The 15,526-nt window shown below is 72.7% G+C and carries 15 protein-coding genes; 1 reads left to right on the forward strand and 14 read right to left on the reverse strand.

Translation table 11 applies throughout. The features are described from left to right. Positions 1–45 precede the first annotated feature (45 nt). The 6 genes from carB to pyrR form a co-directional block, all read right to left on the reverse strand. Positions 46–3,357: a carbamoyl-phosphate synthase large subunit gene (gene carB, locus K7472_RS05320; RefSeq protein ID WP_222974504.1), complete on the reverse strand. Its 3,312-nt coding sequence runs from the start codon at positions 3,355–3,357 to the stop codon at positions 46–48. After that, positions 3,350–4,483 carry a glutamine-hydrolyzing carbamoyl-phosphate synthase small subunit gene (carA, locus tag K7472_RS05325; RefSeq protein ID WP_222974506.1) on the reverse strand — a complete coding sequence of 378 codons (1,134 nt, stop codon included), beginning with the start codon at positions 4,481–4,483 and terminating at the stop codon, positions 3,350–3,352. Before carA ends, carB begins: the two co-directional genes overlap by 8 nt. Further along, positions 4,480–5,043 carry a PH-like domain-containing protein gene (locus tag K7472_RS05330; RefSeq protein ID WP_222974508.1) on the reverse strand — a complete coding sequence of 188 codons (564 nt, stop codon included), beginning with the start codon at positions 5,041–5,043 and terminating at the stop codon, positions 4,480–4,482. The genes carA and K7472_RS05330 overlap by 4 nt, the downstream gene beginning before the upstream one ends. Continuing rightward, entirely contained in the window at positions 5,040–6,329 is a 1,290-nt protein-coding gene (locus K7472_RS05335; protein WP_222974510.1) for a dihydroorotase, read from the reverse strand. The genes K7472_RS05330 and K7472_RS05335 overlap by 4 nt, the downstream gene beginning before the upstream one ends. Further along, positions 6,326–7,351 (reverse strand): aspartate carbamoyltransferase catalytic subunit, encoded by a 1,026-nt coding sequence (locus tag K7472_RS05340; protein ID WP_222974512.1) that lies wholly within the window; start codon positions 7,349–7,351, stop codon positions 6,326–6,328. The genes K7472_RS05335 and K7472_RS05340 overlap by 4 nt, the downstream gene beginning before the upstream one ends. Positions 7,352–7,441: 90 nt before the next feature. Next, positions 7,442–7,999 (reverse strand): bifunctional pyr operon transcriptional regulator/uracil phosphoribosyltransferase PyrR, encoded by a 558-nt coding sequence (gene pyrR, locus K7472_RS05345; RefSeq protein WP_109454166.1) that lies wholly within the window; start codon positions 7,997–7,999, stop codon positions 7,442–7,444. A 186-nt stretch (positions 8,000–8,185) separates the two neighbouring features. Between pyrR and bldD the strand changes: the two genes are divergently transcribed. Further along, positions 8,186–8,686, forward strand: a complete 501-nt coding sequence (bldD, locus tag K7472_RS05350) for a transcriptional regulator BldD (protein WP_109454165.1) — start codon at positions 8,186–8,188, stop codon at positions 8,684–8,686. 210 nt (positions 8,687–8,896) lie between these two features. Here bldD and nusB read toward each other — a convergent pair whose 3' ends face one another. The 8 genes from nusB to aroC form a co-directional block, all read right to left on the reverse strand. Continuing rightward, on the reverse strand, positions 8,897–9,361 hold the full coding sequence (nusB, locus tag K7472_RS05355; protein ID WP_222974514.1) for a transcription antitermination factor NusB: 465 nt from the start codon (positions 9,359–9,361) through the stop codon (positions 8,897–8,899). 2 nt (positions 9,362–9,363) lie between these two features. Next, entirely contained in the window at positions 9,364–9,930 is a 567-nt protein-coding gene (gene efp, locus K7472_RS05360) for an elongation factor P (RefSeq protein WP_222974516.1), read from the reverse strand. 72 nt (positions 9,931–10,002) lie between these two features. After that, complete coding sequence (locus tag K7472_RS05365) at positions 10,003–11,109, reverse strand: aminopeptidase P family protein (RefSeq protein ID WP_222974518.1); 1,107 nt, start codon at positions 11,107–11,109, stop codon at positions 10,003–10,005. Positions 11,110–11,217: 108 nt separating this feature from the next. Then, positions 11,218–12,027, reverse strand: coding sequence for an AAA family ATPase (locus tag K7472_RS05370; RefSeq protein ID WP_222974520.1), 810 nt, complete (start codon positions 12,025–12,027; stop codon positions 11,218–11,220). A gap of 152 nt (positions 12,028–12,179) precedes the next feature. After that, positions 12,180–12,620, reverse strand: a complete 441-nt coding sequence (gene aroQ / locus K7472_RS05375) for a type II 3-dehydroquinate dehydratase (protein ID WP_222974522.1) — start codon at positions 12,618–12,620, stop codon at positions 12,180–12,182. Next, a complete protein-coding gene (gene aroB / locus K7472_RS05380) occupies positions 12,617–13,720 on the reverse strand; it encodes a 3-dehydroquinate synthase (protein ID WP_222974524.1) in 1,104 nt (367 codons plus the stop codon). The genes aroQ and aroB overlap by 4 nt, the downstream gene beginning before the upstream one ends. Continuing rightward, a complete protein-coding gene (locus tag K7472_RS05385) occupies positions 13,717–14,247 on the reverse strand; it encodes a shikimate kinase (RefSeq protein ID WP_308013781.1) in 531 nt (176 codons plus the stop codon). The genes aroB and K7472_RS05385 overlap by 4 nt, the downstream gene beginning before the upstream one ends. After that, positions 14,244–15,428 (reverse strand): chorismate synthase, encoded by a 1,185-nt coding sequence (gene aroC, locus K7472_RS05390; protein WP_222974526.1) that lies wholly within the window; start codon positions 15,426–15,428, stop codon positions 14,244–14,246. Before aroC ends, K7472_RS05385 begins: the two co-directional genes overlap by 4 nt. Between the last annotated feature and the right edge of the window lie 98 nt (positions 15,429–15,526).

A 15,526-nucleotide genomic window follows, 5' to 3' on the forward strand; every position in this document is an offset into this window, starting at 1 on the left:
GCTCACGCGGAGGGGACACCGCTTCGGTGTCCCCCTCGCGTCGCGTCACGCCTCCCGGGCCGCGATCAGGTGCTCGGCGTGTTCCTGGAGCGACCTGACGCCGATGTCGCCCCGGCCCAGCGCGTCGATGCCCTGCACCGCGGCGGCGAGCGCCTGCACGGTGGTCAGGCACGGCACGCCGCGGGCGACGGCGGCGGTACGGATGTCGTAGCCGTCGAGGCGGCCGCCGGTGCCGTAGGGGGTGTTGACGATCAGGTCGACCCGGCCGTCGTGGATGAGCTGGACGATGGTCGGCTCGCCGTTCGGGCCGGGGCCCTCGCTCTGCTTGCGGACCACGGTGGCCTCGATGCCGTTGCGCTTGAGCACCTCGGCGGTACCGGAGGTGGCCAGCAGCTCGAAGCCGTGGGCGGCCAGCGCCCGGGCCGGGAAGATCATCGCCCGCTTGTCCCGGTTGGCGACCGAGACGAACGCCCGGCCCTTGGTCGGCAGCGCGCCGTAGGCGGCGGCCTGCGACTTGGCGTAGGCGGTGCCGAAGACCGAGTCGATGCCCATGACCTCGCCGGTGGAGCGCATCTCGGGGCCGAGGATGGTGTCCACCCCGCGCCCGGAGGCGTCCCGGAAGCGGCTCCAGGGCAGCACGGCCTCCTTGACCGAGATCGGCGCGTCCAGCGGCAGCGTGCCGCCGTCGCCGTTCGCGGGCAGCAGGCCCTCGGCGCGCAGTTCGGCGACGGTGGCGCCGAGCGAGATGCGGGCGGCGGCCTTGGCCAGCGGCACCGCGGTCGCCTTGGAGGTGAACGGCACGGTGCGCGAGGCGCGCGGGTTGGCCTCCAGCACGTAGAGGATGTCGCCGGCCAGTGCGAACTGGATGTTGATCAGCCCGCGTACCCCGACGCCCTTGGCGATGGCCTCCGTCGAGGCGCGCAGCCGCTTGACGTCGTAGCCGCCGAGCGTCATCGGGGGCAGGGCGCAGGCGGAGTCGCCGGAGTGGATGCCGGCCTCCTCGATGTGCTCCATCACGCCGCCGAGGTACAGCTCGGTGCCGTCGTAGAGCGCGTCCACGTCGATCTCGATCGCGTCGTCGAGGAAGCGGTCGACCAGCACCGGGCGGTCCGCGCTGATCTCGGTGGACTCCGCGATGTAGGAGGCGAGGCGGGTCTCGTCGTAGACGATCTCCATGCCGCGTCCGCCCAGCACGTAGGAGGGGCGCACCAGCACCGGGTAGCCGATCTCGTCGGCGATGGCCTTCGCCTCGCCGAAGGTGGTGGCGGTGCCGTGCTTGGGCGCGGGCAGGCCGGCCTCGGCGAGCACCCGGCCGAAGGCGCCGCGGTCCTCGGCGAGGTGGATCGCCTCGGGCGAGGTGCCGACGACGGGCACGCCGTTGTCCTTCAGGGCCTGCGCCAGGCCCAGCGGGGTCTGGCCGCCGAGCTGGACGACGACGCCCGCGATCGGGCCGGCCTGTGCCTCGGCGTGCACGATCTCCAGCACGTCCTCCAGGGTGAGCGGCTCGAAGTAGAGCCGGTCGGAGGTGTCGTAGTCGGTGGAGACGGTCTCCGGGTTGCAGTTGACCATGACGGTCTCGTAGCCCGCGGCCGACAGCGCGAAGGAGGCGTGCACGCAGGAGTAGTCGAACTCGATGCCCTGGCCGATGCGGTTGGGCCCGGAGCCGAGGATGATCACGGCGGGCTTGGTCCGCGGCGCGACCTCGGACTCCTCGTCGTAGGACGAGTAGAAGTACGGGGTGCGGGCGGCGAACTCGGCGGCGCAGGTGTCGACCGTCTTGTAGACCGGGCGGATGCCCAGCGCGTGCCGCACCTCGCGCACGACGTCCTCGCGCAGCTCGCGGATTCCGGCGATCTGGGCGTCGGAGAAGCCGTGCCGCTTGGCCTCGGCGAGCAGTTCGGGGTCCAGCTCGGGGGCGGCGGCCAGCTCGTCGGCGATCTCCTTGATCAGGAAGAGCTGGTCGACGAACCACGGGTCGATGGCGGTGGCCTCGAAGACCTCCTGCGCCGTCGCGCCCGCGCGGATGGCCTGCATGACGGTGTTGATCCGGCCGTCGGTGGGCACCCGGGCGGCCTCCAGCAGGGCGCCCTTGTCGCCGGGCGCGCCGGTGAAGGCGAACTGCGAGCCCTTCTTCTCCAGCGAGCGCAGCGCCTTGTTCAGTGCCTCGGTGAAGTTGCGGCCGATGGCCATCGCCTCGCCCACCGACTTCATGGTGGTGGTGAGGGAGGCGTCGGCGGCCGGGAACTTCTCGAAGGCGAAGCGCGGGACCTTCACGACCACGTAGTCGAGCGTCGGCTCGAAGGAGGCCGGGGTCTGCTCGGTGATGTCGTTGGGGATCTCGTCCAGCGTGTAGCCGACGGCGAGGCGGGCCGCGATCTTGGCGATCGGGAAGCCGGTGGCCTTGGACGCCAGCGCCGAGGAGCGCGAGACGCGGGGGTTCATCTCGATGACGATGACCCGGCCGTCGGCGGGGTTGACGGCGAACTGGATGTTGCAGCCGCCGGTGTCCACGCCGACCTCGCGGATGACGGCGATGCCGATGTCGCGCAGGATCTGGTACTCGCGGTCGGTCAGCGTCATCGCCGGGGCGACGGTGATGGAGTCGCCGGTGTGCACGCCCATCGGGTCGAAGTTCTCGATGGAGCAGACGACCACGACGTTGTCGTGCTTGTCGCGCATCAGCTCCAGCTCGTACTCCTTCCAGCCGAGGATGGACTCCTCCAGGAGCACCTCGGTGGTGGGCGAGAGCGTCAGGCCCTGGCCCGCGATGCGGCGCAGTTCCTCCTCGTCGTGCGCGAAGCCGGAGCCCGCGCCGCCCATGGTGAACGACGGGCGCACCACGACCGGGTAGCCGCCGAGGGTGTCGACGCCCGCGAGGACGTCCTCCATGGAGTGGCAGATGACGCTGCGGGCCGACTCGCCGTGGCCGATCTTGGCGCGGACCGCCTCGACGACGGTCTTGAACTGGTCGCGGTCCTCGCCCTTGTGGATGGCCTCGGGGCGGGCGCCGATCAGCTCGACACCGTACGTCTCCAGGACGCCGGACTCGTGCAGGGAGATCGCGGTGTTGAGCGCGGTCTGGCCGCCGAGGGTCGGCAGCAGGGCGTCCGGACGCTCCTTGGCGATGATCTTCTCGACGAACTCCGGGGTGATCGGCTCGACGTAGGTGGCGTCGGCGATCTCCGGGTCGGTCATGATCGTGGCCGGGTTGGAGTTGACCAGGATGACCCGCAGGCCCTCGGCCTTGAGCACCCGGCAGGCCTGGGTGCCGGAGTAGTCGAACTCGGCCGCCTGGCCGATGACGATCGGGCCGGAGCCGATGACCAGAACGGACTGGATGTCGGTGCGCTTAGGCACGCTGGCCCTCCATCAGGGTCACGAAGCGGTCGAAGAGGTAGGCCGCGTCATGCGGGCCCGCCGCCGCCTCGGGGTGGTACTGGACGCTGAACGCGGGCTTGTCGAGCAGCCGCAGCCCCTCGACCACGTCGTCGTTGAGGCAGACGTGGGAGACCTCGGCGCGGCCGTAGGGCGTGTCGCTGACCCGGTCGAGCGGCGCGTCGACGGCGAAGCCGTGGTTGTGGGCGGTGACCTCGACCTTGCCGGTGGAGCGGTCCTGCACCGGCTGGTTGATGCCGCGGTGGCCGTACTTGAGCTTGTACGTGCCGAAGCCCAGGGCGCGGCCCAGCAGCTGGTTGCCGAAGCAGATGCCGAACAGCGGGGTGCCGCGCTCCAGCACCGCCTGGATGACGGTCAGGTCGGCGGTGGCCGGGTCGCCGGGGCCGTTGGACAGGAAGACGCCGTCCGGGGCGACCGCGTAGACGTCCTCGGCGGTCGCGGTGGCGGGCAGGACGTGCACCTCGATGCCGCGCTCGGCCATGCGGTGCGGGGTCATGCCCTTGATGCCGAGGTCGAGGGCGGCCACGGTGTACTTCTTCTCGCCGATCGCCGGGACGACGTACGCCTCGGCGGTGGCGACCTCGCGCGACAGGTCGGCGCCGGTCATCTCGGGGGCCTGGCGGACCCGCTCCAGCAGGGCCGCGTCGTCGGCGACCGCGTCGCCGGAGAAGATCCCGACGCGCATGGCGCCGCGCTCGCGCAGGTGGCGGGTGAGGGCGCGGGTGTCGACGCCCTGGATGCCGACGACGCCCTGGGCGGCCAGCTCCTCGTCGAGGGTGCGCACCGAACGCCAGTTGGACGGCACCCGGGCGGGGTCGCGGACCACGTAGCCGGAGACCCAGATGCGCTTCGACTCCGGGTCCTCGTCGTTGACGCCGGTGTTGCCGACGTGCGGCGCGGTCATCACGACGACCTGGCGGTGGTAGGAGGGGTCGGTCAGGGTCTCCTGGTAGCCGGTCATGCCGGTGGAGAACACCGCTTCGCCGAAGGTCTCCCCCACCGCCCCGTAGGCGCGGCCGCGGAAGGCGCGGCCGTCCTCCAGGACGAGTACGGCGGGGGTGCGGTCCCCCCTGGTGGAGGTGGTCATCGTGCGCCTTCCCTCGTGGTGTTCAGGTTGTTGACGGCCTCGACCCACGCGGGGTGCTCGGCGGGGTGTTCGGAGCGGAAGCCGGAGTCGATCACTCGGTCGCCGTGGCTCCAGGTGATGACCAGCAGGCCGCCCTCGGGGACCACCTTGCCCGCGATGCCCTTGTCGAGGCGGGCGCCGCGCAGTGCGGCGGACGGGATGAAGAAGTCGGTGGCGGCCGGACGGCGTACCACCACGCCCTGTTCGGTCAGGGTCAGGTCGACCAGGCTGCGGGTGCCCAGGCCCCGGGCGGCGATCCGGTCCAGCCAGTCACCGGCGGTGGTGCTGGCGTGGTAGCGGCCGGACAGCTCGGCGACGGGCGTGCCCGGGTCGGCCGGGATCGCGGGCAGCTCCGGCAGGTCGGACTGGCGGGCGGCGCGCTTGCGCCAGGCCCGCCACATCAGCCAGTAGACGAGCGCGACCAGCACGACGAAGACGGCGAGCCATTCCAGCCGTCCGCTCAGGTCGGTGATCTTCGCCGAGTGCTTCGCCTCGGCCAGCAGCAGTGTGGTTGCGTTCACGTGAGCTTCCCGTCCATGACCGTCGCCTTGCCCCGCAGGAAGGTGGCGGTCACCCGGCCCGGCAGCTCGAGACCCTCGTACGGGGTGTTGCGGCTGCGGGAGGCGAAGCCGGCGGGGTTCACCACCCCACGGTATGCCGGATCGACCAGCGTCAGGTTGGCGGGCTCGCCCGCCGCGACGGGACGGCCGTGACCGGCGAGGCGGCCGATGGCGGCCGGGCGCAGCGACATGCGGTCGGCGACGCCCGCCCAGTCCAGCAGGCCGGTGTCGACCATGGTGTGCTGCACCACGGCCAGCGCGGTCTCCAGGCCCACCATGCCCATGGCGGCGGCGCCCCACTCGCAGTCCTTGTCCTCGTGCGGGTGCGGGGCGTGGTCGGTGGCGACGCAGTCGATGGTGCCGTCGGCCAGCGCCTCGCGCAGCGCCATCACGTCGGCCTCGGTGCGCAGCGGCGGGTTGACCTTGTAGACCGGGTTGTAGGTGCGCACCAGTTCGTCGGTGAGCAGCAGGTGGTGCGGGGTGACCTCGGCGGTGACGTTCCAGCCCTTGGACTTGGCCCAGCGCACGATCTCCACCGAGCCTGCGGTCGACAGGTGGCAGATGTGCACGCGGGAGCCGACGTGCGCGGCGAGCAACACGTCGCGGGCGATGATCGACTCCTCGGCGACCGCGGGCCAGCCGCGCAGGCCCAGTTCGCCGGAGACCGCGCCCTCGTTCATCTGGGCGCCCTCGGTCAGCCGGGGCTCCTGGGCGTGCTGGGCGACGACGCCGTCGAAGGCCTTCACGTACTCCAGGGCGCGGCGCATGATGACCGCGTCGTCCACGCACTTGCCGTCGTCGGAGAAGACCCGTACGGCGGCGGCGGACTCGGCCATGGCGCCCAGTTCGGCGAGCTTGTTTCCCTCCAGGCCGACGGTGACGGCGCCGACCGGCTGCACGTCGCAGTAGCCGGACTCGCGGCCGAGCCGCCAGACCTGCTCGACGACGCCGGCGGTGTCGGCGACGGGGAAGGTGTTGGCCATGGCGTGCACGGCGGTGTAGCCGCCGACGGCGGCGGCGCGGGTGCCGGTCAGCACGGTCTCGGAGTCCTCGCGGCCCGGCTCGCGCAGGTGGGTGTGGAGGTCGACCAGGCCCGGCAGCGCGACCAGGCCCTCGGCCTCGACCACCGTCGAGCCCTCGGGGGCGGTCAGGCCGGCGCCGACGGCGGCGACGGTCTCCCCGTCGATCAGGACGTCCGTCGGCTCACCGCCGAGGAGCTTCGCGCCGCGGATCAGGGTGGTACTCATGCTTGCTTGGTCTCCTCGGTGCGGGGGGTGGCGGTGGCGACGGCGGGCTCGTTGCCGCCCAGCAGCAGGTAGAGCACGGCCATGCGGACGCTGACGCCGTTGGCGACCTGCTCGACGACGGTGCAGCGGCCGGAGTCGGCGACCTCGGCGGTGATCTCCATGCCGCGGTTCATCGGGCCGGGGTGCATCACGATGGCGTGCTCGGGCAGGGCGGCCATCCGGGCGCCGTCCAGGCCGTAGCGGCGGGCGTACTCGCGCTCGGTGGGGAAGAAGGCGGCGTTCATCCGCTCGCTCTGCACCCGCAGCATCATCACGGCGTCGGACTTGGCGAGCACCGCGTCGAGGTCGTAACTCACCTCGCAGGGCCAGGACTCGACCCCGATCGGCAGCAGGGTGGGCGGCGCGACGAGGGTGACGTGGGCGCCCAGGGTGCCCAGCAGCGCGACGTTGGAGCGGGCGACGCGGCTGTGCAGGACGTCGCCGACGATGGTGATGCGGCGGCCTTCGAGGTCGCGCCCGGTGCCGTCGCCGGGGCCGCGGTGGAAGGTCGGGCCGCCGTCGGGGGCGCCGGCCAGGTGGCGGCGCATGGTGAAGGCGTCCAGCAGGGCCTGGGTGGGGTGTTCGTGGGTGCCGTCGCCCGCGTTGACCACCGAGCCGCCGATCCAGCCGGAGGTGGCGAGGCGGTGCGGGGCGCCGGAGGCGTGGTGGCGGATCACGACGGCGTCGGCGCCCATCGCCTCCAGGGTGAGCGCGGTGTCCTTGAGGGACTCGCCCTTGGAGACCGAGGAGCCCTTGGCGGAGAAGTTGATCACGTCCGCGGACAGCCGCTTCGCGGCGGCCTCGAACGAGATGCGGGTGCGGGTCGAGTCCTCGAAGAAGAGGTTGACGACCGTGCGGCCGCGCAGGGTGGGGAGTTTCTTGATCGGCCGGTCGGCGACCCGGGCCATCTCCTCGGCGGTGTCGAGGACCAGCAGGGCGTCGTCACGGGTGAGGTCGGCGGCCGAGATGAGGTGACGCTTCATCAGATATGACTCCGGATGGGTACGAAGCGGTGGCAGGGAGCGGCTGGTCGCGGGCGCGCAGGGGTGAGCGGACCCGCGGGCGGACGGGCCCTATTCGTCCCGTGCGCCGAGCAGCACGGCGTCCCGGCCGTCGTTCTCGGCCAGTTGGACCTTGACGGTCTCGCGCAGCGAGGTGGGGAGGTTCTTGCCGACGTAGTCGGCGCGGATGGGCAGCTCGCGGTGGCCGCGGTCGACCAGCACGGCCAGCTGGACCGCGCGGGGGCGGCCGATGTCGCCCAGGGCGTCGAGCGCGGCGCGGATGGTGCGGCCGGAGAAGAGCACGTCGTCGACGAGGACCACCAGGCGGCCGTCGATCCCGTCGCCGGGGATCTCGGTGCGCTCCAGGGCGCGGGCGGGCTTCAGGCGCAGGTCGTCGCGGTACATCGTGATGTCGAGCGAGCCGACCGGGGTCTGGCGGCCGGTGATGCCGGCCAGCTTGTCGGCGAGCCTGCGGGCGAGGAAGACGCCGCGGGTGGGGATGCCGAGGAGCACCACGTCGTCGGCGCCCTTGGCGCGTTCGACGATCTCGTGGGCGATGCGGGTGAGGACCCGCGCGATGTCCGGCGCCTCCAGGACGGGACGCGCCGAAACGTTACGGTCTTCGACCATGGGTCGGTGACCTCCTTCCCCGCCTCACTGGACGGGCCTTAAAGGACGTCTGGGTTACGCGCTCCACCGTACCAGGCCTGGTCGGAGGGGCCGCCGGGGGCCTTGCGTGGCCCGTTCGGCTTGACGAAGCCAAATTACGCTGCGTAACCTCACAGTGAGTTACCACGTGTCCATCCGGGGAGCCTTATGTCCAGCGATTACGCCAAACAGCTCGGAGCCAAGCTCCGGGCCATCCGCACGCAGCAGGGTCTCTCCCTCCACGGTGTCGAGGAGAAGTCCCAGGGCCGCTGGAAGGCGGTCGTCGTCGGCAGTTACGAGCGTGGCGACCGCGCGGTGACCGTGCAGCGGCTCGCCGAGCTGGCGGACTTCTACGGTGTCCCCGTGCAGGAGCTGCTGCCCGGTACCGCGCCCGGTGGCGCCGCCGAGCCGCCGCCGAAGCTCGTCCTCGACCTCGAGCGGCTCTCCCAGGTGCCGTCGGAGAAGGCCGGGCCGTTGCAGCGTTACGCGGCGACGATCCAGAGCCAGCGCGGCGACTACAACGGCAAGGTGCTGTCGATCCGCCAGGACGACCTGCGCACCCTCGCCGTGATCTACGACCAGTCGCCCTCGGTCCTCACCGAGCAGCTCATCGGCTGGGGCGTCCTGGACGCCGACGCGCGCCGCGCGGTCCAGCACGACGAGGTCTGATCCGAGCGGACCGGGCCAGCCTTCGACGCTGCGGCGCAGAAACGTCCCAGCTCAGGCGGCACACGGGCATATGACGCCGCAAGGGGTGGGCCCCGGAGCACATCGCTCCGGGGCCCACCCCTTGGTCGTCTCCCGGCCGCGGAGGCCGGAACAGCAGGACGCGGCCGGGTGACGTGCACCCGGCCGCGTCCGCGCGGTCCTGGAGGGCCCTCAGGCGCCCTCGGGAGCCTGCGCGCCGTCCTGGCGGTCCGAGCGGGCCAGGGTGGGCTTGAGGTCCTTCAGACGGGCCAGCAGGCCGTTGACGAAGGCGGGCGACTCGTCGGTGGAGAACTCCTTGACGAGCTGCACGGCCTCGTCGAGCACGACGGCGTCCGGGATCTCGTCCTCCCAGACCAGCTCGTAGGTGCCCAGCCGCAGCACGTTGCGGTCCACGACCGGCATCCGGTCCAGGGTCCAGCCGACCGCGTAGGTGGAGATCAGCTCGTCGACCCGGGCGGCGTGGGCCTCGTAGCCCTCGACCAGGCGCATCGTGTACTCGGTCACCGGCGGCTGCCGGTCGTCGGTCCGCCCGAGCCGGATCCAGTCCGCCATGACGGTCACCGGCTTGGCACCGCGCTGGTCCGCCTCGAAGAGGATCTGGAAGGCACGCTTGCGGGCCTTGGTACGAGCGGCCACGGTTAGCTGTTCACCCGGCCGAGGTAGTCACCCGTGCGGGTGTCGACCTTGATCTTCTCACCGGTGGTGATGAACAGCGGCACCTGGATCTCGTAGCCGGTCTCCAGGGTGGCGGGCTTGCTGCCACCGGTGGAGCGGTCGCCCTGCAGGCCCGGTTCCGTGTGCTGGATGGTCAGCTCGACGGCGGCCGGGAGCTCGACGTACAGGACCGAGCCCTCGTGCGTCGCCACGACGGCCTCGAAGCCTTCCAGCAGGAAGTTGGCGGCGTCGCCGACGGACTTGCGGTCGACGTGGATCTGGTCGTAGGTGTCCATGTCCATGAAGACGAAGTACTCGCCGTCCATGTACGAGAACTGCATGCCGCGCTTGTCGACGGTGGCCGACTCGACCTTCACGCCCGCGTTGAAGGTCTTGTCGACGACCTTCCCGGAGAGCACGTTCTTGAGCTTCGTACGGACGAAGGCCGGGCCCTTGCCGGGCTTGACGTGCTGGAACTCGACGACGGACCACAGCTGGTCACCGTCGAGCTTGAGCACCATGCCGTTCTTGAGGTCGTTCGTGGATGCCACGGTTGCGGAATCTCCTGAGAAAGTGCTGCATCGGACCGAAGGAGACACGCTACCGCGTACGGCGTCCGCCGCTCACAGCGCGAGCAGCTCCTTGGTCGTGATGGTGAGTAGCTCGGGCCCGCCGTCCGCCGAGGGACGCACGACGAGTGTGTCGTCGATCCTGACTCCGCCCCGGCCCGGGAAGTGGACCCCCGGCTCGACGGTGACCGGCACACAAGCGTCCAGTTTACCCATGGCCGACGGGGTCAGACGCGGGTCCTCACCGATTTCGAGGCCCACGCCGTGTCCGGTGCACGCCTGGGCCGCCTCCGCGTGCCCCGCCCGCTCCAGCACCTGCCGGGCCGCCCGGTCCACGTCGCGGCAGGCCACACCGGGGGCCAGCGCCTCCCGCCCGGCCCGCTGCGCCTCGAAGACCAGGTCGTACAGCTCGATCTGCCAGGCGGCGGGCGCGGTGCCGATGACGAACGTGCGGCCGACCTCGCAGCGGTAGCCGCGGTAGCAGGCGCCCAGGCAGACGCTGAGGAAGTCGCCCTCCTCGACCCTGCGGTCGGTCGGCACGTGGCGAGCGGCGCCGGAGTTCGGTCCGGTGCCGACACAGGTGGGGAACGCCGGGCCGTCGGCGCCGTGGTCGGCCAGACGGCGCTCCAGCTCCAGGGCGAGGTGGCGCTCGGTGCGGCCGACGAGGATGGACTCCAGCAGCTCGCCGAGGGCCTGGTCGGTGATCTCGGCGGCGATCCGCAGGCAGGCGATCTCGTCGTCGTCCTTGATCAGCCGCAGCTGCTCCACCGCCTGGCCGAGGTCGGCGAGGCGGATGCCGGGGGTCACCGAGGAGATCGCGCGGTGCCGGGCGACGGTGAGGTGGTGCTCCTCGACGGCGAGGCCGTCCGCGCCCAGCTCGCCCACCAGGTCGGCGGCGGCCACCGCCGTGTCGCCGTCCACGCACTCCACCACGACCCGGCGCAGGTCGCCGGGCGGTGTGCCCTCGCCGGGCTCGACGGTGCCGGGGCGCGGGTGGACCAGCACGTCCTGGCGGGGGGTGAGCAGCAACGCGGCTCCCGGTGGGGCCCAGCCGGCCAGGTAGCGGATGTTGGCGGGCCGGGTGACCAGCGCGGCGGCGGTCCCGGAGGCCGCGCAGCGCTCGCGCAGACGCGTCCGGCGGGAAGCGTGCACCTCGGACATGTGCCGAGCCTACGTCGGCGGCCCGGCGCCTACCTCCGGGCGGGTCCGGACGGGTCGCGTACCGGCCACCGCGCGCCGCGGGGACGGGGGCGGCGCGGCCGGGCGGGGCTAGCGGGCTCCGGCGAGGGTGCGGGCGACGACCTGGTCGAGCGCCTGCGCGGTGGCGGAGACGTCGAGGTGGGAGTTGTCGATGATCGGCAGGCCCGAGCCGTACCAGCCCGCCATGCGGCCGTGGATGCGGGCCACCTCCTCGTCGGTCAGCCTCCGGTTGCCGGAGCGCTCGGCGTTGCGGGCGAGGACGATCTCCAGGCCGGGCAGCAGGACCACCGGAAGCAGTCCGGGGCCGACGTGCCGCTTCCAGCCGCCGAGGCCCACCACCGGACGGTCGGGGAAGACGGCGTCGTCGATGATGCAGGAGATCCCGTTGGCCAGGAAATTGCGGGCGGAGAAGCCGCAGGTGCGGCGGGCCAGCCGGTACTGCGCCTCGGAGTGGTCGTTCCACCCCGACTGCGGGTCGGCGAAGCCGGAGCGCACCCATTCGCGCACGTCGTCCAGGCTGATGTGGGCGGTCGGCACGCCGCGGTGGTCGGCCCAGTGCCGGGCCACCGTCGTCTTGCCCGCACCGGCCGGGCCGATCAGCAGCACGGCGACCGGGGCCGGCGGCGCGGTGGGCTGCGGCGGCGCCGGGGCGGGAGCGGGCACCGGGGCGCCGGGCGGCATCGGGAAGTGCCCGGTGACCGCGGGCGGCGGCGGGACGGCGGCCTGCGGGGGCAGCTGCGGGCCCGGAGCGGGATACGTGCCGGGGGCCGGGGGCACGGGCGGGCCCCCGGGACCGGCGGCAGAAGGCGCCCATCCTGCTGCGGCGGGCTGCGGGGCGCCGTGAGGCGGTGACTGCGGCACCCCCGCGGCATGCTGCATCTCGGCTCCGTCCCTACCGGTCGCACGCCGGTCGTCTGCCGGTCGTACGCCGGTCGTTCGGTGTCACTGACGTGCCGGTGACAGCCCGTCGACACCGAACCGTACCGTCCCCGGCCGGTGTTGTGTGAACGGCCGGGGGCGGTGTGGCGGCGTCAGCCGGCCGGCTCCTCGGCCAGCGCGCGCAGCGCCAGCCGGTAGGAGCCGATGCCGAAGCCCGCGACGGTCCCGCTGGCCACCGCCGCGACGACGGAGGTGTGCCGGAACTCCTCGCGGGTGTACGGGTTGGAGATGTGCACCTCGATCAGCGGCGCGGTGCGCTGGGCCGCGGCGTCCCGCATGCCGTACGAGTAGTGCGTGAACGCGCCGGGGTTGAGGACGACGGGGATCCGGCCGTCGGCGGCCTCGTGCAGCCAGCCGATCAGGGTGCCCTCGTCGTTGGTCTCCCTGACCTCGACCTCGAAGCCGAGTTCCTCGCCGAGCGTGGTGCACGCCTCGACCAGGCCCGCGTACGAGGTCGACCCGTAGACCTCGGGCTCGCGGCTGCCGAGGCGGCCGAGGTTGGGGCCGTTGAGCACCAGGACGCGGCGGGTCACTTCGCGACCTCCGCGTACGCGGCGAGCAGCACCGCCGGGTCCGGGGCCTCCAGGACGACCGGCTTGCCGAGCCCGGCCAGCACGATGAAGCGCAGCCGGTCGCCGCGGGACTTCTTGTCGACCTTCATGGTCTCCAGCAGCTTGGGCCACTGGTCGCCCCGGTAGGTCAGCGGCAGTCCGACCGACTCCAGCACCGCGCGGTGCCGGTCGGCGGTCGCGTCGTCGAGACGGCCCGCGAGACGGCCGAGTTCGGCGGCGAAGACCATGCCGACGGAGACCGCGGCGCCGTGCCGCCAGCTGTAGCGCTCGTTCTTCTCGATGGCGTGCGCGAGGGTGTGGCCGTAGTTGAGGATCTCCCGCAGACCGGACTCCTTGAGGTCCTGCGAGACCACGTCGGCCTTGACCCGCACCGAGCGCTCGATCAGCTCGGCGGTGTACGGGCCCGCCGGCGTGCGGGCGGCCTGCGGGTCGGCCTCGATCAGGTCGAGGATGACCGGGTCGGCGATGAAGCCCGCCTTGATGACCTCGGCGAGTCCGCTGACGTAGTCGTGCACCGGCAGCGACTCCAGGCTCGCCAGGTCGCACAGCACGCCCGCCGGGGGGTGGAAGGCGCCGACGAGGTTCTTGCCCTCGGCGGTGTTGATCCCCGTCTTGCCGCCCACCGCCGCGTCGACCATGCCCAGCACGGTGGTCGGCACCGCGATCCAGCGCACGCCGCGCAGCCAGGTGGCGGCGACGAACCCGGCCAGGTCGGTGGTGGCGCCGCCGCCGATGCCGACGATCACGTCGGTGCGGGTGAAGCCGGTCTGCCCCAGCACGCTCCAGCAGTACGCGGCGACCTCCGCGGACTTGGCCTCCTCGGCGTTGGGCAGCTGCACGGCGATCGCCTCGTAGCCCTGCGCCGCGAGGTCCTCGCGGATGGCCTCGCCGGTGGCGGAGAGCGCCTCGGGGTGCAGTACGGCGACCCGCTTGGCGTCGGGGCCGATCAACCCGGGCAGCTCATCAAGGAGTTGACGGCCGATCAGGACGTCGTACGGCGCGGTGCCCGCGGTGCCGCCGACCCGGATGCGGACGGGCTCTCGCGGCTCTTGCTCTGTCATGCGTTCTTCAGCTCCAGTACGTCCATGACCTCGTCGGCGACCTGTGCCGGGGTGCGCCCGTCCGTGGTGACCACCGCCCGTGCCACCTCGGTGTACAGCGGGCGGCGCAACTCCATCAACTCCCGCCAGCGGGCCCTGGGGTTGACCGCCAGCAGCGGGCGCGGGGTGTCCAGGCCGACCCGGCGCACCGCGTCGGCGAGGGCCACGTCGAGGAAGACCACCGGCAGTCCGGCGAGCGCCGCGCGGGTGCCGTCGTCCATCACCGCGCCGCCGCCGAGCGCCAGCACGCCGTCGTGGTCCGCGAGGGCGGCGCGCACCGCGTCGCGTTCCAGGGCGCGGAAGTGCTCCTCGCCGTCCTCCACGAAGATGTCCGGGATCGAGCGGCCGGTGCCGGTCTCGATGTCGGCGTCGGTGTCGCGGAAGGCGCGGCCGAGCCGTCCGGCCAGCGCCCGGCCCACCGTGGACTTGCCCGCGCCGGGCGGCCCGACCAGGACGACCAGGGGGCCCGCGCGGTGCCCGGCGGTCACCGGATCGCCAGGTGGTCGAGGTAGCCGGTGACGTTGCGCCGGGTCTCGGCCACGCTGTCGCCGCCGAACTTCTCCGCGACCGCGTCGGCCAGGACCAGCGCGACCATCGCCTCGGCGACGATCCCGGCGGCCGGGACCGCGCACACGTCGGAGCGCTGGTGGTGGGCCTGCGCGGGCTCGCCGGTGGAGACGTCCACGGTGGCCAGGGCGCGCGGCACGGTGGCGATCGGCTTCATCGCGGCGCGCACCCGCAGCAGTTCGCCGGTGGACAGTCCGCCCTCGGTGCCGCCGGAGCGGCCGGAGGAGCGCCGGATGCCCTCGGGGGTGGCCAGGATCTCGTCGTGGGCCTTCGACCCGGGGACGCGGGCCAGCTCGAAGCCGTCGCCGACCTCGACGCCCTTGATGGCCTGGATGCCCATCAGGGCGGCGGCCAGGCGGGCGTCGAGCCTGCGGTCCCAGTGCACATGGGAGCCGAGGCCCACGGGCACGCCGTACGCGAGCACCTCGACGACTCCGCCGAGGGTGTCGCCGTCCTTGTGGGCCTGGTCGATCTCGGCCACCATCGCCTCGCTCGCGGCCTCGTCCAGGCAGCGCACCGGGTCGGCGTCGAGCTTCTCCACGTCGGAGGGCTTGGGGTAGACGCCGTAGGGCGCCTTGGCGGCGGCGAGTTCGACCACGTGGGAGACGATCTCGATGCCGGCGGTCTCCTTCAGGTACGACTGGGCGACGGCGCCGAGCGCCACCCGGGCCGCGGTCTCGCGTGCCGAGGCCCGCTCCAGGATCGGGCGCGCCTCGTCGAAGCCGTACTTCTGCATGCCCGCCAGGTCCGCGTGACCGGGCCGGGGGCGGGTCAGGGGCGCGTTGCGGGCGAGTTCGGCGAGCTGCGCCGGGTCGACCGGGTCGGCGGCCATCACCTGTTCCCACTTGGGCCACTCGGTGTTGCCGACCATGATCGCGACGGGGCTGCCGAGGCTGAGGCCGTGCCGCACGCCGCCGAGGAAGGTGACCTCGTCGCGCTCGAACTTCATCCGCGCGCCGCGACCGTAGCCCAGCCGCCGCCGCGCGAGGGCGTCGGCCACCATGTCCGTGGTGACCGGCACACCGGCGGGCAGCCCCTCCAATGTGGCCACCAGGGCCGGACCGTGCGACTCCCCCGCCGTCAGCCAGCGCAACCTGCTCAACGGTGCTTCCTCTCTCCTGCGCCCGTCGGAAGTTCTCGCCCCGATCCTCCCACGTGCGGGCCGCGGGACGGGCATCCGTCCAGCCGGCGGGACGGAAC

Source organism: Streptantibioticus parmotrematis (genome assembly GCF_019890615.1).
Classification (GTDB): domain Bacteria; phylum Actinomycetota; class Actinomycetes; order Streptomycetales; family Streptomycetaceae; genus Streptantibioticus_D; species Streptantibioticus_D parmotrematis.